This window comes from Pseudomonas sp. MF08831, assembly GCF_059862645.1.
This window is the reverse complement of the sequence record NZ_JCBCUX010000026.1, coordinates 16,782-40,593: the sequence shown is the minus strand read 5'-3', so window position 1 is coordinate 40,593 and position 23,812 is coordinate 16,782. Positions and strand designations below refer to the sequence as shown.

The window sequence follows — 23,812 nt, the reverse complement described above, 5'->3', positions numbered from 1 at the left end:
TGAATCCGTGGGCCGCCGCGACGGGCCATCCATGGCCCAACGCGGCTAACCCGGCGTCCTGCCGGGTTACCCACGGATTCAAGCCTGCGTTCGGCCAGCGTGGTTGACGGGGCCTGTCAGATCAAGATCAAAAGCAGATCAAAAGCAGAGCACGGCGGCCTGAAAGCCGACCTGAGTGGTTGAAGCAAAAGCAGGGCAACAGCACAGCAACACACTTCTATCTGATGCACAGAGTTCTAAATGTGGGAGCGGGCTTGCTCGCGAAAGCGGTGTGTCAGTTAGCTCATGTGTAGCTGACCCACCGCCTTCGCGAGCAAGCCCGCTCCCACAAGTTGACCGAGTTCAGCTGCCAGCACCGCAGTGCTTTTGCCTTTCTGTGGGAGCTGGCTTGCCTGCGATGCAGACAACTCGGGGTGTCAGGCACAACCAGTCGATGCCATCGCAGGCAAGCCAGCTCCCACATTTGATTGAGTTCATCTTCAAGAACCAGGTCGGCTGTCAGGCCGCCTCGCCTTCGCTTTTGATCTAACCACTCAGGTCGGCTACCAGGCCGCCGTGCTCTGCTTTTGATCTTGATCTTGATCTGCTTTTGACTTTGATCTTAGGCGCCCCGTTAAACCACGCTGGCCGAACGCAGGCTTGAATCCGTGGGTAACCCGGCAGGACGCCGGGTTAGCCGTGTTGGGCCATGGATGGCCCGTCACGGCGGCCCACGGATTCAAGCCGGAGTGAGGGCACACCGAAGCGTGAGCGAGGTGCCGAGTGGTGGGGCAAGAGCCCTTTGGTTACTTTGGGGCTTTTCCAAAGTGACCCGCCGTAAGGGCGGAACCCATACCCGCCATCACCCAAATAACGGATATGGTCCCAGCCCTGCAACCACCCCAAGTCCCAGCCCTACCACCTCGCCGCAAACAATCCCGGCCCCCACGCTGAACTCACACACCACCTAAGTGGTGGCGCAAAGCTAGCATTCATCGGCCTCTGCAAATCATTCCTTTGGCTGATTTAGCTGACACATAAGCTCTCTAAAGTGCAGGTCTTCAAGCCAACACCGTGCAGTCAGATAAGGGATTCGTATGTTGCAGACCCGTGTTATCCCACCCGCCGAAGGCGCTTACCAATACCCACTGTTGATCAAACGCCTGCTGATGTCCGGGACCCGCTACGAAAAAACCCGGGAAATCATCTACCGCGACAAACTGCGTTACACCTACCCCACCCTCATCGAGCGCGTTGCGCGCCTGGCCAATGTGCTGACCGAGGCCGGGGTCAAGGCCGGTGACACCGTCGCCGTGATGGACTGGGACAGTCACCGTTACCTCGAATGCATGTTCGCCATCCCGATGATCGGCGCGGTAATCCACACCATCAACGTGCGCCTGTCGCCCGAACAGATTCTCTACACCATGAACCACGCCGAAGACCGCTTCGTGCTGGTCAACAGCGAGTTCGTGGGGCTTTACCAGGCCATCGCCGGCCACCTGACCACGGTCGACAAAACGCTGCTGCTCACCGACGGCGACGAAAAAACCGCCGAGCTGCCCAACCTGGTCGGCGAGTACGAAACCCTGCTGGCGGCCGCCAGCCCCACGTACGACTTTCAGGACTTCGACGAAAACTCCGTCGCCACCACCTTCTACACCACCGGCACCACCGGCAACCCCAAAGGCGTGTACTTCACCCACCGCCAACTGGTGCTGCACACCATGGGCGTTGCGACGATCATGGGCAGCGTCGACAGCGTGCGCCTGCTGGGCACCAACGACGTGTACATGCCGATCACGCCGATGTTCCACGTGCACGCCTGGGGCCTGCCGTACGTGGCAACCATGCTCGGTTTGAAGCAGGTCTATCCGGGCCGCTACGACCCGGAATACCTGGTGGAGTTGTGGCGCAAGGAAAAGGTCACTTTCTCCCACTGCGTGCCGACCATCCTGCAAATGGTGCTCAACGCCAAGGCGGCGCAAGGCGTGGATTTTGGCGGCTGGAAAATCGTCATCGGCGGCAGCGCACTCAATCGCACGCTGTATGAAGCCGCCAAGGCGCGCGGTATTCAACTGACTGCCGCGTACGGCATGTCCGAGACCGGGCCGTTGGTGTCGTGTGCCCACCTCAACGAAGAACTGATGGCCGGCAACGAGGACGAGCGCACCACCTACCGCATCAAGGCCGGCGTGCCCGGGCCGTTGGTGGAAGCGGCGATTGTCGACAGCGAAGGCAACTTCCTGCCCGCTGACGGCGAGTCCCAGGGTGAGCTGGTGCTGCGCGCACCGTGGCTGACCGAGGGCTATTACAACGAGCCGCGAAAGGGCGCCGAGCTGTGGGAGGGCGGCTGGATGCACACCGGCGACGTGGCCACGCTGGACGCATTTGCCGTGATCGACATTCGCGACCGCATCAAGGATGTGATCAAGACCGGCGGCGAGTGGATCTCCTCCCTGGCCCTCGAAGATCTGGTCAGCCGTCACCCGGCGGTACGCGAAGTAGCGGTGGTGGGCATCGCCGACCCGCAGTGGGGCGAGCGCCCGTTTGCGTTGCTGGTGGTGCATGATGGCCAAGTGATAGGTGCTCGCGAGCTCAAGGAACACCTCAAGCCTTTTGTCGAACTGGGCCATTTGAGCAAGTGGGCGATTCCAAGTCAGATTGCCGTTGTTACTGAAATTCCCAAGACCAGTGTCGGCAAGCTCGACAAAAAACGTATCCGTATCGACATCATTGAATGGCAGGCCAATAACAGCACGTTCCTGTCCACCCTCTGATGCCTCTCGCCGCGCCCGATCGGGCGCGGCAATGCTCTATCTCAAGCCTTCACTTGTGATTTGCCAATTTTCAGCCATCCTTGCCGCGCCGGCCTTCGTCGGCGTGGCGAAAGGACTGTGGCAGACGGGTTGGTGATGCAAATCACACTTTAGAGGGATCAAGCGGTACCCCCTGCTGGCTATAGTCCATCTCAGAGTTTTTCAAGGATGTTGCGCTTCGGGCCATGGGGGCTCGGTTGCCGTTCGGCATTGGAATCGTTGTATTCCGGCCGGTACATGCATCCAGAAGAAAGAACTCACTGCCATAACAATAATGCACATGGAGTAGCGTCGATGACCTCAGTAAACCAGTTCTGGCGCCGGGCAAGACTGCCCCTGGCCGTCAGTCTCGCTTCTACGCTCGCCGGGCCCGCATTCGGCGTCAGTTTCAACATCGGTGAAATCGAAGGTAGTTTTGACTCCTCCCTGTCGGTGGGGGCGAGCTGGTCGACTGCGGGTCGCAATAAAGACCTGATTGGCGTCAACAACGGCGGCAAGGGGCTTTCGCAAACCTCCGATGACGGCCACCTGAACTTCAACAAGGGTGATTCCTTCTCGAAGATCTTCAAGGGTATCCATGACCTTGAATTGAAATACGGCGACACCGGCATTTTTGTGCGTGGCAAATACTGGTATGACTTCGCGCTGCAAAACGAAGACCTGGACTTCAAGAACGTCAGCAACAACAACCGCAAAGAGGGCGCCAAGTCCTCTGGCGGGCAGATCCTCGATGCGTTCATTTATCACAACTACACCGTTGCCGATGAGCCAGGCAGCGTGCGCTTCGGCAAGCAGGTAGTGAGCTGGGGCGAAAGTACGTTCATTGGTGGCGGTATCAACTCGATCAACCCGATCGACGTGTCTGCATTCCGCCGTCCGGGCGCCGAGATCAAGGAAGGCTTGATTCCGGTCAACATGTTCTACGTGTCCCAGACCCTCACCGACAACCTCTCCGCAGAGGCGTTCTACCAGTTGGAGTGGGACCAGACCGTTGTGGATAACTGCGGCACGTTCTTCTCCCAGCCAGACGTGATTGCCGACGGTTGCAGCAATAACCTGCGGGTCTTGAACAAGCGTTCCACCATCCCTGGCGCGGCCTTGCCGACATTGAATGCTCTGGGTGTGGACGTTAACAATGAGGGCGTGCTGGTAAAACGTGGCGGTGACCGCGATGCGCGTGACAGCGGCCAGTTCGGCGTGGCCATGCACTACAACTTTGAACCGCTGGACACCGAGTTCGGCGCGTATTTCATGAACTACCACAGCCGTGCGCCGATCTTCAGCGCGACAGGTGCGCCCAACTCGGCCTACACCCGTCCACTGGGGCAACTGGCGGCTTTGCGTCCGTTGATCGTGGCCGGCAGTTCCCAGTACTTTGTCGAGTACCCGGAAGATATCCGCCTCTATGGCCTGAGCTTCTCCACCACGCTGCCTACCGGCACCGCCTGGAGTGGTGAATTGAGCTACCGGCCAAACGCGCCGGTACAACTGAGCACCACCGATATTCTGTATGCGGGCGTTACGCCGATTCGGGGCTATGAAAATGCATCGGTGCTCAAGGGCACGCCGGGCCAGGATCTGCACGGCTACAACCGCAAGGAAGTGACCCAGTTCCAGACCACCTTCACGCACTTCTTTGACCAGGTGATGGGCGCGACCCGCCTGACCACCGTGGGCGAAATCGGCGTGACCCATGTGGGCGGGTTGGAAAGCAAAAACACTGCGCGTTATGGCCGCGATCCGGTGTTCGGCCCTGGCACGCTGCCGGGTGGTTTCTGCAACGCGCTGAACAATTCGACCGCTCAGGGGGCGGGCCTGCCGAATGCATCCGGCCTGAACACCAACTGCAACAACGACGGCTACACCACCGCGACGTCCTGGGGTTATCGCGCCCGGGCGATCTGGGAATACCCGGATGTGTTTGCCGGTGTGAACCTCAAGCCCAACGTGGCCTGGTCCCATGACGTCAAAGGTTATTCGCCAGGCCCTGGCGGCAACTTTGAAGAAGGTCGCAAGGCCGTCAGCCTGGGCGTCGATGCCGAGTACCAGAACACCTACACCGTCGGCCTGAACTACACCAACTTCTTTGGTGGCCGGTTCACCACGGTGGATGATCGCGACTTTATCGCCTTGAGCGCCGGCGTGAACTTCTAAGACTTTCTTTTTCAGATGCATGCATTTCAGGAAGAGCCAGAACATGAAAATAACTAAAAGTCTGTTGCACGTGGGTGTGCTTGGGCTGTCGATCATGGCGGGTAGCGTCATGGCGGCAGTCTCGGCCGATGAAGCCGCCAAGCTGGGCACGACCCTGACCCCGATGGGCGCAGAGATGGCCGGTAACGCGGCCGGCACCATCCCCAAATGGTCGCCGCTGCCCACCAATGCCGGCGCCGTGGATGCCCGTGGTTTCCTCGCCAACCCCTATGCCAGCGAGCAGCCGCAATTCACGATCACCGCGCAGAACGTCGAGCAGTACAAAGACAAGCTGGCGCCGGGGCAGTACGCGATGTTCAAGCGTTACCCGGACACCTTCAAGATGCCGGTCTACCCGACCCATCGCGGCGCCACCGTGCCGGCTGATGTGTTCGCTGCCATCAAGAAGAACGCCACCAATACCAACCTCGTGTCTGGCGGCAACGGCCTGGAAAATTTCGAAACCGCGGTTCCGTTTCCGATCCCCAAAAGCGGCGTGGAAGTGATCTGGAACCACATCACCCGCTATCGCGGCGGCAGCGTGACGCGTCTGGTCACCCAGGCCACGCCGCAAACCAACGGCTCGTTCAGCCTGGTGTACTTTCGCGATCAGTTTGTGTTCCGCGACAAGATGAAGGACTACGACCCGAAAAACCCGGGCAACGTGCTGTTCTACTTCAAGCAGCAAGTGACCGCGCCGGCACGTCTGGCCGGTGGTGTGCTGTTGGTGCACGAAACCCTCGACCAGGTGAAGGAGCCGCGTTCGGCGTGGGTCTATAACGCCGGCCAACGCCGTGTTCGCCGGGCGCCGCAAGTGTCCTATGACGGGCCGGGCACCGCCGCCGATGGCCTGCGTACCTCCGACAACCTCGACATGTACAACGGCGCACCGGACCGCTACGACTGGAAACTGGAAGGCAAGAAAGAAATCTACATCGCCTCCAACAGCTACAAGATCGACGATCCGAAGCTCAAGTATGTCGACATCATCAAGGCCGGCCACATCAACCAGGACCTGGCACGTTATGAGCTGCGTCGCGTCTGGCACGTGGTCGCAACCTTGAAGGAAGGCCAGCGCCACATCTACGCCAAGCGTGACTTCTTCATCGACGAAGACACCTGGCAAGCCGCTGTGATCGACCACTACGATGGCCGTGGCCAATTGTGGCGCGTGGCTGAAGCTCACGCTGAGAACTACTACGACAAACAAGTGCCGTGGTATGCCCTCGAAACCCTCTACGACCTGCAGTCCGGCCGTTACCTGGCCCTGGGCATGAAGAACGAAGAGAAGCAGGCGTATGACTTCGGCTTTACCGCCACCACCAGCGACTTCACCCCGGCGGCCCTGCGCCAGGATGGCGTGCGCTAAGCAACACTCACTCGACAATGTGGGAGCTGGCTTGCGCAAGGCTGGCTTGTGTGGGAGTCGGGCTTGCCCGCGATGCAGGCGCCTCGGTGTATCAGTTACACCAAGTTGATGCTATCGCAGGCAAGCCAGCTCCCACACAAGCCAGCCTTGCGCAAGGCAGCTCCCACATTTTTTGTCGTAGTTCTTTTTCAGGTAAATGTTGCAAAGATCTACAACCCTGCCGCTTTTACCGCTAGTCTGCGGACATCTGCAATGCCGACAACAGCCTTCTACAAGAGCCCGGCGATGACTGATCTGTCCCGAATCCAAGGGCCTGCAAGCGCAGTAATTCCGACCCTGGAAGCGCGCTTCTACAGGCCACCTCTGCCTGACGGCTATGTGCTACGCCCGCGCCTGTGCGAACGGCTGAGTGCTGGCCTGGAGGGGCGATTGCTACTGGTCAGCGCTCCGGCGGGGTTCGGCAAGAGTTCGCTGGCGGTGGAGTTCTGCCAGAGTTTGCCGGCGCATTGGCAAAGCCTGTGGCTGGGCCTGAGCCCACGCGATAACGACCCGGGCCGTTTCCTCGAGCGCCTGCTCGACGGTTTGCAACAGTATTTCCCGCAACTCGGCGCCCAATCCCTGGGCCTGCTGAAGATGCGCCAGCGTCACCAACCCTTTGCCTTTGAAGAATGGCTCGACGGCCTGCTCGATGAGCTGACGTTGCACTTGTCCACGCGCGCGCCCTTGTTGCTGGTGCTGGATGACTACCATCTGGCTCAGGGCCCGGTGCTGGATCGTTGCCTGCAGTTTTTCCTCAATCATTTACCCGATGGGCTGGTGGTCATGGTCACCAGTCGCCAACGTCCCGACTGGCACCTGGCGCGCCTGCGGCTGTCCCGGCACCTGCTGGAGCTGCACGAACAGGACCTGCGCCTGACCCACGACGAATCGCTGGCCGTGCTGGATCGGCACAGCAGTTCGTTGCGCGGCGAGGCGCTGGACAACTTGATCCGGCGCAGTGAAGGGTGGGTCGCCGGCCTGCGTTTCTGGCTGCTGGCAATCGCCGAAGCGGGCAATGAAAGCGCGTTGCCGCACAGCTTGCACGGTGGCGAAGGGCTGATTCGTGATTACCTGCTCGAAGAGGTCATCGACTGCCTGCCGGTTGAAGTGCAGGCGTTCCTGTACGACACGGCGCCTCAGGATCGTTTCTGCAGCGAACTGTGCGACGCCGTGCGCGAGGCCCACGACAGCGCGGAAATCCTGCGCTATCTGCAGGCCCATCAGGTGTTTCTGGTGCCGCTGGACGAACAGGGCCACTGGTACCGTTACCACCATTTGTTTTCCGATTTGCTGCGCACGCGCCGCGTGAGCAATGCCACCTTGCCGATTGCCAGCCTGCACTTGCGGGCCTGTCGTTGGTTCAACGCCCAGGGTTTTATCGACGAAGCCGTAGAGCAGGCATTGCGCGCCGGCCACCTCGATGTGGCGGCAAACCTGGTGCAGAACCTCTCAGAGGAGCAACTGCTGGCCGAGCAGAATGTGGGCATGCTGCTGCGCTGGAAGATGGACTTGCCCGACAGCCTGCTGATCAGCACGCCGCGCTTGATCGTGCTCTACAGTTGGGCGCTGGGGTTGGCGTGCCAGTTGGATGCGGCAGAAGAATTGTCAGGCTACCTCAGTCGCTTCCTGCCGGCGCCGTCGGCCACTGCGCAAAAGTCGATGCTGGCCCAATGGCTGGCGCTGAGCGGGATCATCGCCCGCGGGCGAGGTGATCGTGAATTGACCCAGCGTTATTGCAGCGAGGCGTTGGAAAGCCTGCCGCACAAACGCTATGGCCAGCGCCTGATGTGCCTGTCGACCCTGTCCAACCTGGCCATTGTCGATGCCGACCTGTGGCGCGCGCGTGGCCTGAATCGCGAATCCCTGGAGCTGGCGCAGCGCGTCGGCAACCCGCTGTTCGAGGCCCTGGCCCATTACGACCGCGCGCGCGTGTTGCAGGCGCGCGGCGAAATTCTGCGTTCTCTGGACGAAGTGCGCCAGGGGCTGCAACGCCTGCAGGGCCTTGCGCCTCAACGGCTGTACGCCGTACGCGCGCGGCTATCGCTGTACGAAGGTTATCTGCTGCTGGTGCGTTATCAGTCTGACGCTGGCCTTGCTCGCTTGCGTGCCGGCCTGAGCGAAGCGCGCGCCTGCCGCGATATCAGCGTGCTCATCGGGCATTGTGTGATCGCCAATTTCGAAGGGCGGCGCGGTGATTTCGCCAAGGCCTTCGCCGAACTTGCCGAAGCCGAGCGCTTGATGCATATCTGGGACGTGCCGCCGATCTATTACCTGGCGATGATCACCCTGATCAAATGCGAATTATGGCTGGCCCAAGGCCGCACCGACCTCGCCGACGCCTGGCTGACCCGTCTGGGGCAGACCTATAACGGTGAGCACGCCGCCGCCGCACCGGAGTTTCATCCGCACCTGGCGCAACACATCGGGCTGCAGCAAGCCGCACTCGATGCGATCCGCCATCAACCGGCTGCGGCCCTGCAGCGCCTCGAAGAGCTGGCGCAGCAGGCGCATAACAGCGGGCGCCAGATGATTGCCCTGATGGCCCTGACCCAGCAGGCGCATGTATTGCTGGAGTGCGGCCAGGAAGCCAAGGCGCGGCCGATCGTGGCCCAGGCGCTCGAGGCGGGCGTTGGTGGCGCACTGCAACCGTTCCAGCGGCTGTTGGAACGTTACCCTGACTGGATGCGCGAACAACTCGGCAAGACCCCGCATGCGTTGTTGAACCAAAGCCTGTTGGCGCTGCTGCCGGTGGTTGCCGCCGCCGAGGCCCTGCCCACGCACGAAACCCTCAGCACCCGCGAGCTGGCAGTGCTGCAACTGATCGCCCAAGGTTGCTCAAACCAGGAGATCAGCAACCAGTTGTTTATCTCCCTGCACACGGTGAAAACCCACGCCAGCCATATCAACAGCAAGCTGGGCGTGGAGCGCCGAACCCAGGCGGTAGCGCGGGCGCAGGAGATGGGGTTGTTGGGGTAGGCAGCAACGCATTTGTGCCAAAATCGCTGACTTACAAATGATCGAGTTCGCTCTGATGTCTCAGCTACCAGCCCTGATTCGCGAAACCTTCCCCGTCGGCCCGTTGCAGTGCAACTGCACCATCATCGGTGACCCGATCACCAAAAAAGCCATCGTGGTCGACCCCGGCGGCAATCACGAGCTGATCCTGGCTCGCCTGGAGGCGTTGGGCCTCAAGGTAGTGAGCATCATCCATACCCATGCGCACCTCGATCACTTCCTGGCTTCCGGCCAATTGAAAGAGAAAACCGGCGCCACTTTGCATCTGCACAAGGACGATAAATTCCTGTGGGATAACCTGGAAATGCAGTGCCAGATGTTTCGCGTGCCTTATACGCCGGTGCCGTCGCCGGATCGCTGGTTGGAAGATGATGAGGCGTTGGCCTGTGGTTGCGGCGTGGCCTTGCACACGCCAGGGCATACGCCAGGTTCGATGAGCTTCTGGTTTGCCGATGCCAAGTTGTTGATTGCCGGCGACACGTTGTTCAAGCGCGGCGTAGGGCGGACCGACCTGTGGGGCGGGGACCAGGCGACCATTGTGCGTTCGATCAAGCAGCGTTTGTACACCCTGGATGAGGGCGCGACGGTGGTTACCGGGCACGGGCCGGACACCCGGTTGGGCGATGAGATGCGTGAGAATCCGTTTGTGCGGGCGTAGGGAATAACCAAGGGTGTGAGGCTGTTCTATACAAAGAATCGTCGTCGCAGCTTGCGTTCAGCCTGGGTCTGCTACGGTTTCCTTAGCGGTGATGCTGGCCAGCCTTTGTCACAGCAGGGGCGATGGCCACGGAATTTTTACCGTTTGTCGCGTTCAAAACCCGGCACAGGTCCATTGCCAATGTCCTTTGCACCACAGAATGCAAAAGTAGGAGCTCCCTTCATGTTTACTCCACGTCGTCTTCTTGTTGTTGCCACCGCCGTAGCCCTGTTGTCCGGCTGCGCCTCGCCCAATCCTTATGACGGCAGCCAGGGGCAGGCAAATGATGGTTCGCAAGGCGGTATCAGCAAAACCGCCAAGTATGGCGGCCTGGGTGCGCTGGCTGGCGCATTGGCCGGTGCAGCCATCGACCATAACAACCGTGGCAAGGGTGCACTGATCGGTGGTGCTATCGCCGGTATCGGCGCCGCCGGTTACGGCTACTACGCCGACCAGCAGGAAAAGAAACTGCGTGAAAGCATGGCCAACACCGGTGTTGAAGTGCAGCGCCAGGGCGACCAGATCAAGTTGATCATGCCGGGTAACATTACCTTTGCCACCAACTCGGACGCGATTGCCAGCAGCTTCTATACGCCACTGAACAACCTGGCGAACTCGCTGAAGCAGTTCAACCAGAACACCATCCAGATTGTCGGCTACACCGACAGTACCGGCAGCCGCCAGTTGAACATGGACCTGTCCCAGCGTCGTGCACAGAGCGTGGCCAACTACCTGACGTCGCAGGGCGTGAGCCCGACCAACCTGAGTGCGCGTGGTGCCGGCCCGGATAATCCGATTGCCAGCAACGCCGACGTGAATGGCCGTGCGCAAAACCGTCGCGTAGAGGTCAACCTCGGCCCGATCCCAGGTCAGCAATACGGCCAACCAGGTCAGCAGCAACAACAGCAACAGGCGCCACAGCAGAACAACCAGTTCCAGGGCAACCCGTACCAGCAGTACCAATAAACGCGGGCCGCAAAAAAGGGCGCCGTGCAGTCAATGCACGGCGCCCTTTTTTGTGGCTGCGAATGACATCAGTCGATGTATTCGAACACTTTTACGATCTTCTGTACGCCGGACACACCCTGAACCAGGTTGGACGCGCGGGTGGCTTCCGCCTGGGTCAGCAGGCCCATCAGGTAAACGATGCCGTTATCGGTGACGACTTTGATGCGCGAGCCCGGCACGGCGCTGTCGGTAAGCATCTGCGCCTTGATTTTGGTGGTCAGCAACGCATCGTTACTGATGGCCAGCAGCGTAATAGGGTCCATGACCTGCAGTTCATTGTGGACCTTCTTGACCCGCTGGACCGACGAGGCGGCTTGTTCTGCCTGGGCCTTGAGCTCCGCACGCGGCGTCTGGCCGGCCAGCAGTACCACGCCGTTGAAGCTGGTCACCACAATGCGTGAGGCACCATTGCCCAAGTCTGTAGCGGCCTTGGCGACGTTGACCTTGACCTTGGTTTCGATGAGCGAGTCGTCGATTGTGCTGCCGAAAGTACGTGTGCCCCGGTCATCCTGAATCGGTGTGTCACGTGTCGCGGTGATTGCCGTGCTGCAGCCGCTGATGGCAAGGCACAGCGTAATGGCCAAAAGGCTGAGGCGGTTAACGGTCATTCTTCACTCCCGAACAGTTGGCTGTCGATCAGATCGCACAGGCAGTGGATCGCCAGCAGGTGGACTTCTTGAATGCGTGCAGTGACATTGGCCGGTACGCGGATTTCAACGTCCTCCGGCAACAGCAGCGAGGCCATGCCGCCGCCGTCACGACCGGTCAATGCTACGACAATCATTTCGCGATCATGTGCGGCCTGGATCGCTTGAATAATGTTCGCCGAGTTGCCGCTGGTGGAGATCGCCAGCAGCACGTCGCCGGGTTGGCCCAGGGCGCGAATCTGTTTGGAGAAGATTTCGTTGTAGCTGTAGTCGTTGGCGATCGAGGTGATCGTCGACGTGTCGGTGGTCAAGGCAATGGCCGGCAGGCTCGGGCGCTCGCGCTCGAAGCGGTTGAGCAGCTCGGAGGAAAAGTGCTGGGCATCACCGGCCGAACCGCCGTTGCCGCACGATAGCATTTTGCCCTCGTTGAGCAAGGCATTGACCATGACCTGACTGGCTTGCTCGATGTGCGGTGCAAGTACGTCCATCGCCTGTTGCTTGGTGTCGATGCTGGCCTGGAAAAGCTGGCGAATTCGGGATTGCATGTCCATCTGTGTGACCTTAAGTAGCGCGGCTGTTTGGCACAGGAATGTGCAGCCCGCAAAGCAAAGAGCAAAAGTGTGTGGTGAAGATGTCCGGTGAATCAGCTGTCGAAGGCATCTTTAAGCCAATTCAGATCAGCGGGGCCAGACGGTGTGCTTTCTATGGCAACCACATCGAAACGGCAGGGGGAGTCAGCCCAGCGATGCTCTTTTTGCAGGAAAAACTGCGCGGCGAGTATCAGCTTCTGACGCTTGCGCCCGTCGATACTGGCGAGCGCGCCACCCCATTGTGCGTGTTTTCTGTAGCGGACTTCGACGAATACTACTGTATCGCCGTCAAGCATGACCAGATCAAGCTCACCGCGTTTACACAACCAGTTCTGCGCCAGAAGGCGCAGACCCTGTTGTTGCAGATATTGGAGGGCTTGAAGTTCGGCATCCTTGCCGCTTTGTGCGCTGGACCGCTCGGGCATCAGCGCGAGGTGTCCGGCAGGCGCTGGATGTCGCCACCAACGAATTTCGCCCACGGCATCTGGCGGTCGACACGCTGGTTGGCGCTGATGCCCAGGCTGCCCGAGAGGCCGTCGACGCGCGTATCCGGCAGCGCCTTGAGTTGACCCAGGCGCGGTGCCAGGCGGTAGGCGTCGGCGCCCATCGCGTACAGGCGGCCCAGGCTGCCATTGGCTTGTGGCCATTGCGCGGCAACCTGGTTGCGCAGCGGGTCGGTGGTGTTGAGCAGCCAAGGGGTTTCGCAGAACATGACGTTGGTCATGTCCAGGTACTGGTTTTTGTCGCCGCTGGCGCTGAACACATGGGACGTCGCATACACAGGCACGTCGCCGGCGTACTGGAAGTTCAGGGTCGGCTTGATCTGCTGAGCTAATTGCGGCGTCACAGCCAGGAAGATGAACTCGATGTCCTGGCGGCGCGACGGTTGCGCCGCTACGTCAGTGCCAACGGCGCTTTGCAGGCTCTTGGCGCGACCTTCGCTTTTGCGCAGCTGGAACAGGTCGGCAATCTGCTGGGCGAGGGCGACCGGCTGGTCAACGTACTCGACGCCGACGACGGTGCCGCCATTGGCTTCCCAATCCTGGCGGAAGGCTTTGTAGACACGCTCACCCCATTCGCCACGCGGCACCATGGCGGCGGCGCGGTGCAAGCCGTCGGCGCGGGCACGGCGCGAGACTTCGCGGGCTTCGTCTTCAGCGGCCAGGCCGAACTGGAACAGCTGTGGCGGGTTTTCATTCAATTCACTGTAGTTCAGCGCCAGCGTCGTGATCGGCAGTTGCGGGCGAGCTGCGAGTTGTTTGACCAGCGGTTTTTCCAGCGGGCCGACGACCAGTTGTACGCCGGCTGCCTGGGCCTTGGCATAGAACTCGTCGAGGGAGGTCAGGCGCGAGCTGTCATAGAACTCGATGACCGGCGGTTTCTGCCCGGCTTGTTCGGCCTGGTAGTGAGCCGCCATGAAGCCTTCGCGCAGCGCCTTGCCGACCGCAGCCAGCGGACCGTCCTGCGGCAGTAGCAGGGCGATCTTGTTCAGCGGCTGGCTGGCCAGTTCCTTGAGCTTGGTCAGCGGCGTCGGCAGTTGCACTGCGGCCGGGTGCCCAGGGTTCTGCGCGCGCCATGTGTCGATCGCGGCTTGTTGTTGCTCCAGGGTGCCGGCGCCTTTGACGGCTTTGGCCAGGCTGATCCAGCCATCAAGCGTCGGGTTACCGCTGGCTTGCAACTGGTCAGCCGGCAGCGCGGCAATCAGCGCCCAGATGGCTTCGTGGTTGCTGTTGGCAGCGTCGCCCGTCAGCAGCGCAGCCATGGCGACACGCTCACGCGCGGCGGCCAGGGTCTGCCCATCGGCCTCATAGGCGCGGGCATGCACGGTGCCGGTGCGGATCTGCTGATCGGTCGGCAGCTCCTTCAGGCTCTGCAGGCTGGGATGGTTCAGGGCTGCCAATGCAGCCTTGGGTTGATTGCGCGCCATGGCCAGTTCGGCGGCCAGGGTGCTGGCAAACACTTGCGCGGCCGGCTTCAGGACATCCAGGGGCACCTGCGCGAGAATCTGCGATGAACGCCCAGGGTTGTTCTGGTGGTAGGCCAGGTCAGCCGCACTCAGGCGCAGCATCGCGGCCTTTTCTGGCGTGTTGGCGGAGGTAGCCTGTTCGAGCAGTTGCTCGATACTGGCATCCGGGGTCCGGGGGAGGTCGCCAAGGCTGGACGAGGGCGAGCTGGCGCAGGCAGCCAATAAGGCAGCGAGGCAGAGGGCGGAGAGCAGCCGCAGGCAAGCGATCATGTAAGTGTTCCTGATACCGATCAAATTAGCGTGGAATTGTACCCAAGCACTGGCCCAGGCGCGATGTTACTGGCGTGAAACCGTCGATTTAGGTCGTGCAAATGCTGCCAACAGCCATCGAAGGCCGACCTTGAGGGCATATTATCGAGGCGCCTACGCGCTACAATGCGACTTTTCCCAACCATCGAGGTGTGCGTTTTGACTGCTCCAGGTCCTTTGAATTCCACTGCAGGCTCGCTTTTTGTCGTGGCGACGCCCATTGGCAACCTGGACGACATCAGTGCCCGGGCGCTGAAAGTGTTGCGCGACGTAAAATTGATCGCGGCGGAAGACACACGGCATTCCCAGCGGTTGATGCAGCATTTTGGTATCAGCACGCCCTTGGCCGCCTGCCACGAACATAACGAACGCGAAGAAGGCAGCCGTTTTATCACGCGCCTGCTGGCCGGCGACGATGTGGCGCTGATCTCCGATGCCGGTACGCCGCTGATTTCCGATCCCGGCTACCACTTGGTCCGCCAGGCGCGAGCCGCTGGTATCAATGTAGTGCCTGTTCCGGGAGCGTGCGCGCTGATTGCTGCATTATCGGCTGCCGGGTTGCCGTCGGATCGTTTTATTTTTGAGGGCTTCCTGCCGGCCAAGACCGTTGGGCGCCGCGCGCGGCTTCAGGCACTCAAGGAAGAACCGCGTACGTTGATCTTCTATGAAGCCCCGCACCGCATCCTTGAATGCCTGCAAGACATGGAACTGGTGTTTGGCGGCGAGCGCCTTGCGCTGCTGGCGCGTGAGCTGACCAAGACGTTCGAAACCCTCAAGGGCCTGCCGTTGGAAGCGTTGCGTGCCTTCGTCGAAGGCGACAGCAATCAACAGCGTGGCGAGTGTGTGGTGCTGGTGGCCGGTTGGGCGGCGCCGGAGGATGAGGATGCTGTGGGCAGCGAGGCCATGCGCATTCTCGATCTGCTGCTCAAGGAAATGCCCCTCAAGCGTGCTGCAGCGCTAGCCGCTGAAATTACCGGCGTGCGCAAGAATGTGCTGTATCAGGTCGCGCTGGATAAACAGAAAGCCGAATAGTTCCGGGGGCGAACCGGCATTCCGTCCGAACGTGATGGCATTGCTGCGCTTTTAATACTTGTCCTCAGCCCGCCGTGCCGTTAACCTGCGCGGCGGAGAGTCGATTGGACAGTCGCTGCCTTCTATGAAAATTAGGGGGGGGAGGAAAGTCCGGGCTCCATAGGGCGAAGTGCCAGGTAATGCCTGGGAGGCGTGAGCCTACGGAAAGTGCCACAGAAAATAACCGCCTAAGCACTTCGGTGCCGGTAAGGGTGAAAAGGTGCGGTAAGAGCGCACCGCACGACTGGCAACAGTTCGTGGCTAGGTAAACCCCACTTGGAGCAAGACCAAATAGGGTCCCAAGGCGTGGCCCGCGCTGGGACCGGGTAGGTTGCTAAAGATGTCCAGTGATGGCCATCGTAGACGAATGACTGTTCAAGACAGAACCCGGCTTACAGATCGACTCTCCACCTTTTTTCCTTCTGTCCGAATCTCGTGCAGAAACCCGGTAGTAACGCAAGAATCCCTCCCTGCCAAATCATTGGCAGATGCATCTTCGTAATACCAAAAAAATCTTACTCTTAATAAATTACTTTAACTTTAAGCCATAGCTCCATGAGCTATTTGCGGTTGTTGAGTCAAAAACATCGCCGAACTCGCGTTTCTCCTCCTTTTACACTCCTAAATCTCCGTTCTGTAAGGCTTTTCCTTGAATCCGCGCCTTGACGGTGTGGTGGGCGCATTCCTATAGTGTGCGCAAGTGGCGGAAAGTGGCACAAAGTGGGTTTTTTGAACGTAAAACGCTAAAATTTGGAGAAGCGCATCTGTGTTTCGCGGAGCTAACGCTATCAGTCTCGATGCAAAAGGCCGTCTCGCCATGCCGAGCCGGTATCGTGACGAGCTCATTTCGCGAAGTTCAGGCCAGTTAATCATCACGATTGATGCCGTTGACCCTTGTTTGTGTGTTTACCCGCTCGATGAGTGGGAGTTGATCGAAACCAAGTTGCGCGCTCTGCCTTCATTGCGTGAAGAAAACCGCCGCCTGCAGCGTTTGCTGATTGGTAACGCCGTCGACCTCGAACTCGATGGCAGCGGTCGTTTCCTGGTGCCTCCGCGTCTGCGCGAGTACGCCAAGCTGGACAAGCGCGCAATGCTGGTCGGCCAACTGAACAAGTTCCAATTGTGGGACGAAGATGCCTGGGATGCTGTTTCTGCAGCTGACCTGGCTGCTATTCAACAACCGGGCGCCATGCCTGATGAACTGCGTGATTTGATCCTGTGACTATTGATAGCGGCTTTAACCACATCACCGTACTGCTTGACGAAGCCGTTGAGGCTCTCGCCGTACGCGCGGATGGCTGCTATCTGGATGGCACTTTCGGCCGGGGCGGGCACAGTCGGTTGATACTCAGCCAGCTCGGGCCCAACGGTAAGCTCCTCGGGTTCGACAAAGACCCTCAAGCGATTGCCACCGGGCAAGCGCTAGCGGCCGAAGACGGCCGCTTTGTCGTTGTGCAGCGTAGCTTTGCCGAGCTGGGTGCCGAAGTCGCCGAGCGCGGCATGGCAGGCAAGGTGGCCGGGGTTTTGCTCGATCTGGGCGTGTCTTCGCCGCAGCTCGATGACCCGGAGCGCGGCTTCAGTTTCATGAACGACGGCCCGCTCGACATGCGCATGGACCCCACCCGTGGTGTCAGTGCCGCGCAGTTCATCGCCACCGCGCCGGTGGAAGAAATTGCCCGCGTGTTCAAGGAATACGGTGAAGAACGCTTCGCCGGGCGCATGGCCCGCGCTGTGGTCGAACGCCGTGAAATCAAGCCGTTCGAACGCACCGCTGACCTGGCCGAAGTGCTCAAAGTCGCCAACCCTGCCTGGGAAAAGGGCAAGAACCCGGCGACCCGTGCGTTTCAGGGCCTGCGCATTCACGTCAACAACGAATTGGGCGATCTGGAAGCTGGTCTCGAAGCCGCGCTGGAAGCCTTGGAAGTGGGCGGTCGCCTGGTGGTGATCAGCTTCCACTCCCTAGAAGACCGCATCGTCAAACTGTTCATGCGTCGTCTGGTCAAGGGCGAGTCCGATAACCTGCCGCGCAACTTGCCGGTGCGTTTCGAAGCCTTTGTGCCGAAAATCAAAATCCATGGCAAAGCGCAGTTCGCTTCCGAAGCCGAACTCAAGGCCAACCCTCGTTCCCGTAGCGCCGTCATGCGCGTTGCGGAGAAGTTGCGGTGAGCAAGCTTTTCGCCAAGCCCCTTCCGGGCGGCAGCTTCTTTATGTTGCTGCTGTTTATCGGCGTGCTGGTGTCCGCAATTGCGGTGTCCTACAGCGCCCACTACAACCGTCAATTGCTCAATACCCTGTACGGGGAATTGAGCGTGCGTGATAAAGCGCAGGCGGAGTGGGGCCGGTTGATCCTCGAGCAAAGCACCTGGACCGCCCATAGCCGCATCGAAGTGCTGGCGACCGAGCAGTTGAAAATGCACATTCCGGGCGCGGCCGAAGTTCGGATGGTGGCGCCATGATGAAACTTGAAGGCGCACTCTACCCTTGGCGCTTCCGCCTGATGCTGGGTTTGCTGGCGTTGATGGTGGGCGCGATTGCCTGGCGAATTATCGACCTGCAAGTGGTTGACCGTGACTTCCTGATCGGCCAGGGCGACGCCCGGAGCCTGCGGCATATCCCGATTCCTGCGCACCGCGGTCTGATCACCGACCGTAATGGCGAGCCTCTGGCCGTCAGTACTCCGGTAACCACGCTGTGGGCCAACGCCAAGGAATTGCAGGTCGCCAAGGACAAGTGGCCGGAACTGGCCGCCGCCCTGGGCCAGGACCCAAAAGCCTTGTCCGAGCGCCTGGAAGCCCAGGCCAATAAAGAATTCATCTACCTGGTTCGCGGGCTGACCCCTGAACAGGGCCAGCAGGTGCTCGACCTTAAAGTCCCCGGTGTCTATGGCATCGAGGAGTTTCGTCGTTTCTACCCGGCCGGTGAAACCACCGCGCACATGGTTGGCTTTACCGACATCGATGACCACGGCCGTGAAGGTGTGGAACTGGCCTACGACGAATGGCTGGCTGGGGTTCCCGGCAAACGGCAGGTCATCAAGGATCGACGCGGCAGACTGATCAAGGATGTCCAGGTCACCAAAAACGCCAAGGCCGGTAAGCCCTTGGCGTTGTCGATTGACCTGCGCCTGCAATACCTGGCCAACCGCGAGCTGCGTAACGCGATCATCGAGAACGGCGCCAAGGCCGGCAGCCTGGTGATCATGGACGTGAAGACCGGCGAGATCCTCGCCATGGTCAACCAGCCGACCTACAACCCGAACAACCGTCGCAACCTGCAACCGGCGATGATGCGTAACCGCGCAATGATCGACGTGTTCGAGCCGGGTTCGACCATGAAAGCCATCTCCATGAGTGCGGCCCTGGAAACCGGGCGCTGGAAGCCGAGCGACAAAGTCGAGGTTTACCCAGGCACCTTGCAGCTGGGCAAATACACCATTCGTGACGTGTCCCGCACTGAAGGTCCGGTGCTGGATTTGACAGGTATTCTGATCAACTCCAGTAACGTCGGCATGAGTAAAGTCGCCTTCGATATCGGCGGCGAAACCATCTATCACCTGGCGCAGAAAATCGGCCTGGGCCAACCCACCGGGCTGGACTTCCCAGGCGAGCGCGTGGGCAACCTGCCGAACTATCGCGACTGGAAAAAGGCCGAGACGGCCACGCTTTCCTATGGCTACGGCCTGTCGGTGACCGCGATCCAGCTGGCTCACGCTTTCTCTGTATTGGCCAACAATGGCCGCATGGTTCCACTGAGCCTGATCCATGTCGACGAAGCCCCGAAAGCCACCCAGGTGATCCCGGAAAACGTCGCCAAGACCATGCAAGGCATGCTGCAACAAGTGATCGAAGCACCGCGCGGCGTGTTCCGTGCCCAGGTGCCGGCGTATCACGTGGCAGGCAAGTCCGGTACCGCACGTAAAACGTCGGTCGGCACCAAAGGCTACGCCGAGAACTCGTACCGCTCGTTGTTCGCCGGCTTCGGCCCGATGAGCGATCCGCGTTACGCCATCGTTGTTGTGATCGATGAGCCAAGCAAGGCCGGCTACTTCGGTGGCCTGGTATCGGCGCCGGTGTTCAGCAAAGTGATGTCCGGCACCCTGCGCCTGATGAACATTACGCCGGACAACCTGCCGCCGACTCAACAAGCGAACGCCGGACCACCGGCCGCTGCTGCCAAAGCCAATGGAGGGCGCGGCTGATGTCTCTTAGCTTGAACAAGATTTTTGCCCACGCCGGACGCGATCTGCTGATTCGCGAGTTGAGCCTGGACAGCCGTAACGTACGCGCCGGTGACCTGTTCCTGGCCGTGCCTGGCGGCAAGTTCGATGGCCGTGCGCACATCGCCGATGCCCTGCAACGTGGCGCGGCAGCCGTGGCGTACGAAGTGGAAGGCGCCACCGTGCTGCCAATCACCGACGTGCCGTTGATTCCGGTCAAAGGCCTGGCTGCGCAGCTCTCGGACATCGCCGGGCGCTTTTATGGCGACCCAAGCCGTCAACTGAACCTGATCGGCGTGACCGGCACCAACGGCAAGACCAGCGTGACCCAATTGGTCGCCCAGGCGCTTGACCTGCTGGGGCAGCACTGCGGCATTGTCGGCACGCTCGGTACCGGCTTTTATGGCGCGCTGCAAAGCGGCCTGCACACCACGCCAAACCCGATTGCCGTGCAAGCGACCCTGGCCGACCTGAAAAAGGCCGGTGCCAAGGCGGTTGCCATGGAAGTCTCTTCACACGGTCTGGACCAGGGCCGTGTTACCGCTCTGGCTTTCGATGTGGCGGTGATGACCAACCTGTCCCGCGATCACCTCGACTACCACGGCACCATGGAAGCGTACGCCGCCGCCAAGGCCAAGCTGTTCGCCTGGAATGACCTGAAATGCCGTGTGGTGAATCTCGATGACGCTTTTGGCCGCCAGTTGGCAGCCGAGGACAGCGAATCGCGCCTGATCACCTACAGCCTGGAAGACTCCAGCGCGTACCTGTATTGCCGCGAAGCCCAATTCAATGACGAAGGCGTGCTCGCCACGTTGGTCACGCCGCAGGGCGAGCACCACTTGCGCAGCACCTTGCTCGGCCGTTTCAACCTGAGCAACGTGCTGGCTGCCATCGGTGCATTGCTTGGCCTGGATTACGCACTGGATGAAATCCTGCGCGTGTTGCCCAAGCTCGAAGGCCCGGCCGGTCGCATGCAGCGTTTGGGCGGTGGCTCGCAGCCGCTGGTAGTGGTCGATTACGCCCACACCCCGGACGCTTTGGAAAAAGTCCTCGAAGCCCTGCGCCCACACGCCAAGGGCAAGTTGCTGTGCCTGTTCGGCTGCGGCGGCGATCGTGACCGCGGCAAACGGCCGTTGATGGCCGAGATCGTCGAGCGTCTCGCCGATGGCGTGCTCGTCACCGACGACAACCCGCGCAGCGAAGACCCAAGCCAGATTTTCGACGATATCCGTGTCGGCTTTAAAGACGCGTCCAAGGCAACTTTCGTGGCCGGTCGCGGCGCCGCTATTGCCCAGTTGATCGCCAGCGCCAGTGCTGACGACGTGGTGGTCCTGGCCGGCAAAGGCCACGAGGACTATCAGGAAATCAACGGCGAGCGCCATGCCTTCTCCGATCTGGTCGAGGCCGATCATGCCTTGACCGCCTGGGAGGTCGCCCATGCTTAAAGCGATGACGTTCAGCGAACTGACCCAGGCCCTGTCGGCCCGCGTAGTGTCGAGCGATTGCAGCTTCGACGGCGTCAGTATCGACAGCCGTAACATCAAGTCTGGGCAATTGTTTGTCGCCTTGGCCGGCCCGCGTTTTGATGGTCACGACTACCTGAACGACGTCGCCGCCAAAGGTGCCGTGGGTGCGTTGGTGCAGCGTGAAGTGACCGATTCCAACCTGCCGCAATTGCGGGTTGCAGATACCCGTTTGGCCTTGGGCCAGTTGGGTGCATTGAACCGCGCCGCCTTCGATAAACCGGTTGCAGCCATCACCGGCTCCAGCGGCAAAACCACGGTCAAGGAACTGCTCGCCGGTGTCCTGCGTACGCGCGGGCCGGTGCTCGCCACCCGTGGCAACTTGAACAATGATTTCGGCGCGCCGCTGACCCTGCTCGAGCTGGCCCCGGAACACACGGCGGCAGTGATCGAGCTGGGCGCGTCGCGCATCGGCGAAATCGCCTACACCGTGGCGCTGACCAAGCCTCACGTGGCGATCATCAACAATGCCGGCACCGCCCACGTTGGCGAGTTCGGTGGCCCAGAGAAAATCGTCGAAGCCAAGGGCGAAATCCTTGAAGGCCTCGATGCATCCGGCACCGCAGTATTGAACCTCGACGACAAGGCCTTCGAAACCTGGCGTGTACGTGCCGCCGGTCGCAAGGTGCTGACGTTTGCCGTGGCCAATGCCGCCGCTGATTTTCACGCCTCCCACATCACCGTTGACGCCCGAGGCTGCCCGTCCTTCACCTTGCACACCCCGCAAGGCGACGAGCACGTGCAATTGAATCTGCTCGGCAACCACAACGTTGCCAACGCCTTGGCCGCCGCCGCCGCCGCGCATGCCCTGGGTGTGTCGCTGTTTGGTATCGCTACCGGCCTGGGCGCAGTGCAGCCGGTCAAGGGCCGCACCGTCGCGCAACTGGCGACTAACGGCATGCGCGTGATCGACGACACCTACAACGCCAACCCGTCCTCCATTAATGCTGCTGTTGACCTGCTGAAGGGCTTTGCCGGGCGCAAGGTTCTGGTGCTGGGTGATATCGGCGAATTGGGCGACTGGGCAGAGCAAAGCCACCGCGAAGTCGGCGCCTACGCCAGCGGGAAAGTCGACGCGCTCTATGCCGTCGGCCCGAACATGGCACACGCCGTCGACGCCTTCGGCCTCGGCGCGCGGCATTTCGCAACCCAGGCCGAGCTGATCCAGGCGCTGGGCGTGGCTGAACAAGACAAACACACAACCATTTTGATCAAGGGATCGCGCAGCGCGGTGATGGAAAACGTCGTCGCGGCCTTGTGTGGCTCAAGTACGGAGAAACATTAATGCTGCTGCTGCTGGCTGAGTATCTGCAACAGTTCCACAAAGGCTTCGCGGTCTTTCAGTACCTGACCCTGCGCGGGATTCTGGGTGTGCTGACCGCGCTGTCTCTGTCGCTGTTCCTGGGGCCGTGGATGATCCGCACCCTGCAGAACCTGCAAATTGGTCAATCGGTTCGCAATGACGGCCCGCAGTCGCACCTGTCCAAATCCGGCACCCCGACCATGGGCGGCGCGCTGATCCTCTCGTCCATCGGCATCAGCACCTTGCTCTGGGCCGACCTGCATAACCGCTACGTGTGGGTGGTGCTGTTGGTGACCTTGTTGTTCGGCGCCATCGGCTGGGTCGATGACTACCGCAAAGTGATCGAGAAAAACTCCAAGGGGCTGCCAAGCCGCTGGAAGTATTTCTGGCAGTCGGTATTCGGCCTTGCCGCCGCGATCTTCCTTTACACCACTGCACCAAGCGCAGTTGAAACCACCCTGATCATTCCGATGCTCAAGGACGCCAGCATTCCACTGGGCATCGGCTTCGTGGTGCTGACCTACTTCGTCATCGTCGGCTCCAGCAACGCGGTCAACCTGACCGACGGCCTCGACGGCCTGGCGATCATGCCGACGGTGATGGTCGGCGGCGCGCTCGGCATCTTCTGCTACCTGTCGGGTAACGTGAAATTCGCTGAATACCTGCTGATCCCGTACGTACCGGGCGCGGGTGAACTGATTGTGTTCTGCGGCGCGCTGATCGGCGCCGGCCTGGGTTTCCTGTGGTTCAACACCTACCCGGCACAAGTCTTCATGGGCGACGTCGGCGCACTGGCGCTGGGCGCAGCCTTGGGCACCATCGCGGTGATCGTTCGCCAGGAAATCGTGTTGTTCATCATGGGCGGTGTGTTCGTGATGGAAACCCTGTCGGTGGTCATCCAGGTGGCTTCCTTCAAATTGACCGGGCGCCGCGTGTTCCGCATGGCGCCGATTCACCACCACTTTGAACTCAAGGGCTGGCCCGAGCCACGCGTGATTGTCCGTTTCTGGATCATCACCGTGATTCTGGTACTGGTCGGCCTTGCCACCCTGAAACTGAGGTAGAAAC

Annotated in this window: 18 protein-coding genes and 1 other RNA gene; 15 read left to right on the top strand and 4 right to left on the bottom strand. The window is 60.5% G+C overall.

The window, feature by feature from the left end:
* Positions 1-1,076: 1,076 nt before the first annotated feature.
* From AC19YS_RS31585 to AC19YS_RS31560, 6 genes are all read left to right on the top strand, one after another.
* A complete protein-coding gene (locus AC19YS_RS31585) occupies positions 1,077-2,759 on the top strand; it encodes a fatty acid--CoA ligase (RefSeq protein WP_500603507.1) in 1,683 nt (560 codons plus the stop codon).
* Positions 2,760-3,092: 333 nt separating this feature from the next.
* Entirely contained in the window at positions 3,093-4,952 is a 1,860-nt protein-coding gene (locus AC19YS_RS31580; protein ID WP_106579576.1) for a DUF1302 domain-containing protein, read from the top strand.
* Positions 4,953-4,995: 43 nt separating this feature from the next.
* Positions 4,996-6,360: a DUF1329 domain-containing protein gene (locus AC19YS_RS31575; protein WP_106579575.1), complete on the top strand. Its 1,365-nt coding sequence runs from the start codon at positions 4,996-4,998 to the stop codon at positions 6,358-6,360.
* A gap of 285 nt (positions 6,361-6,645) precedes the next feature.
* On the top strand, positions 6,646-9,375 hold the full coding sequence (locus AC19YS_RS31570) for a winged helix-turn-helix domain-containing protein (protein WP_119735344.1): 2,730 nt from the start codon (positions 6,646-6,648) through the stop codon (positions 9,373-9,375).
* Positions 9,376-9,430: 55 nt separating this feature from the next.
* Complete coding sequence (locus AC19YS_RS31565) at positions 9,431-10,072, top strand: MBL fold metallo-hydrolase (RefSeq protein ID WP_106579585.1); 642 nt, start codon at positions 9,431-9,433, stop codon at positions 10,070-10,072.
* 222 nt (positions 10,073-10,294) lie between these two features.
* Positions 10,295-11,077, top strand: coding sequence for a YiaD family glycine zipper/OmpA-like lipoprotein (locus AC19YS_RS31560; protein ID WP_106579573.1), 783 nt, complete (start codon positions 10,295-10,297; stop codon positions 11,075-11,077).
* A 68-nt stretch (positions 11,078-11,145) separates the two neighbouring features.
* Here AC19YS_RS31560 and AC19YS_RS31555 read toward each other — a convergent pair whose 3' ends face one another.
* From AC19YS_RS31555 to AC19YS_RS31540, 4 genes are all read right to left on the bottom strand, one after another.
* Positions 11,146-11,727, bottom strand: a complete 582-nt coding sequence (locus AC19YS_RS31555) for a BON domain-containing protein (RefSeq protein WP_106579572.1) — start codon at positions 11,725-11,727, stop codon at positions 11,146-11,148.
* A complete protein-coding gene (locus tag AC19YS_RS31550) occupies positions 11,724-12,317 on the bottom strand; it encodes a phosphoheptose isomerase (RefSeq protein WP_003216190.1) in 594 nt (197 codons plus the stop codon). The genes AC19YS_RS31555 and AC19YS_RS31550 overlap by 4 nt, the downstream gene beginning before the upstream one ends.
* A 92-nt stretch (positions 12,318-12,409) precedes the next feature.
* Positions 12,410-12,781: a YraN family protein gene (locus AC19YS_RS31545; RefSeq protein WP_106579571.1), complete on the bottom strand. Its 372-nt coding sequence runs from the start codon at positions 12,779-12,781 to the stop codon at positions 12,410-12,412.
* Positions 12,781-14,592, bottom strand: a complete 1,812-nt coding sequence (locus tag AC19YS_RS31540) for a penicillin-binding protein activator (protein ID WP_500603506.1) — start codon at positions 14,590-14,592, stop codon at positions 12,781-12,783. The genes AC19YS_RS31545 and AC19YS_RS31540 overlap by 1 nt, the downstream gene beginning before the upstream one ends.
* A gap of 165 nt (positions 14,593-14,757) precedes the next feature.
* Between AC19YS_RS31540 and rsmI the strand changes: the two genes are divergently transcribed.
* From rsmI to mraY, 9 genes are all read left to right on the top strand, one after another.
* A complete protein-coding gene (rsmI, locus tag AC19YS_RS31535) occupies positions 14,758-15,663 on the top strand; it encodes a 16S rRNA (cytidine(1402)-2'-O)-methyltransferase (RefSeq protein ID WP_164487909.1) in 906 nt (301 codons plus the stop codon).
* A 96-nt stretch (positions 15,664-15,759) separates the two neighbouring features.
* Positions 15,760-16,113: RNase P RNA component class A (gene rnpB / locus AC19YS_RS31530), an RNA gene on the top strand.
* A gap of 355 nt (positions 16,114-16,468) precedes the next feature.
* Entirely contained in the window at positions 16,469-16,924 is a 456-nt protein-coding gene (gene mraZ / locus AC19YS_RS31525) for a division/cell wall cluster transcriptional repressor MraZ (protein WP_003171868.1), read from the top strand.
* Positions 16,921-17,868, top strand: coding sequence for a 16S rRNA (cytosine(1402)-N(4))-methyltransferase RsmH (gene rsmH / locus AC19YS_RS31520; protein WP_500603504.1), 948 nt, complete (start codon positions 16,921-16,923; stop codon positions 17,866-17,868). Before mraZ ends, rsmH begins: the two co-directional genes overlap by 4 nt.
* A complete protein-coding gene (gene ftsL / locus AC19YS_RS31515; protein ID WP_016974244.1) occupies positions 17,865-18,158 on the top strand; it encodes a cell division protein FtsL in 294 nt (97 codons plus the stop codon). The genes rsmH and ftsL overlap by 4 nt, the downstream gene beginning before the upstream one ends.
* Positions 18,158-19,900 (top strand): peptidoglycan D,D-transpeptidase FtsI family protein, encoded by a 1,743-nt coding sequence (locus tag AC19YS_RS31510; protein ID WP_164487968.1) that lies wholly within the window; start codon positions 18,158-18,160, stop codon positions 19,898-19,900. Before ftsL ends, AC19YS_RS31510 begins: the two co-directional genes overlap by 1 nt.
* Complete coding sequence (locus tag AC19YS_RS31505; protein ID WP_169368247.1) at positions 19,900-21,363, top strand: UDP-N-acetylmuramoyl-L-alanyl-D-glutamate--2,6-diaminopimelate ligase; 1,464 nt, start codon at positions 19,900-19,902, stop codon at positions 21,361-21,363. Before AC19YS_RS31510 ends, AC19YS_RS31505 begins: the two co-directional genes overlap by 1 nt.
* A complete protein-coding gene (locus AC19YS_RS31500) occupies positions 21,356-22,726 on the top strand; it encodes a UDP-N-acetylmuramoyl-tripeptide--D-alanyl-D-alanine ligase (protein WP_500603503.1) in 1,371 nt (456 codons plus the stop codon). Before AC19YS_RS31505 ends, AC19YS_RS31500 begins: the two co-directional genes overlap by 8 nt.
* Positions 22,726-23,808 carry a phospho-N-acetylmuramoyl-pentapeptide-transferase gene (gene mraY, locus AC19YS_RS31495; protein ID WP_003171875.1) on the top strand — a complete coding sequence of 361 codons (1,083 nt, stop codon included), beginning with the start codon at positions 22,726-22,728 and terminating at the stop codon, positions 23,806-23,808. The genes AC19YS_RS31500 and mraY overlap by 1 nt, the downstream gene beginning before the upstream one ends.
* Positions 23,809-23,812: the final 4 nt, after the last annotated feature.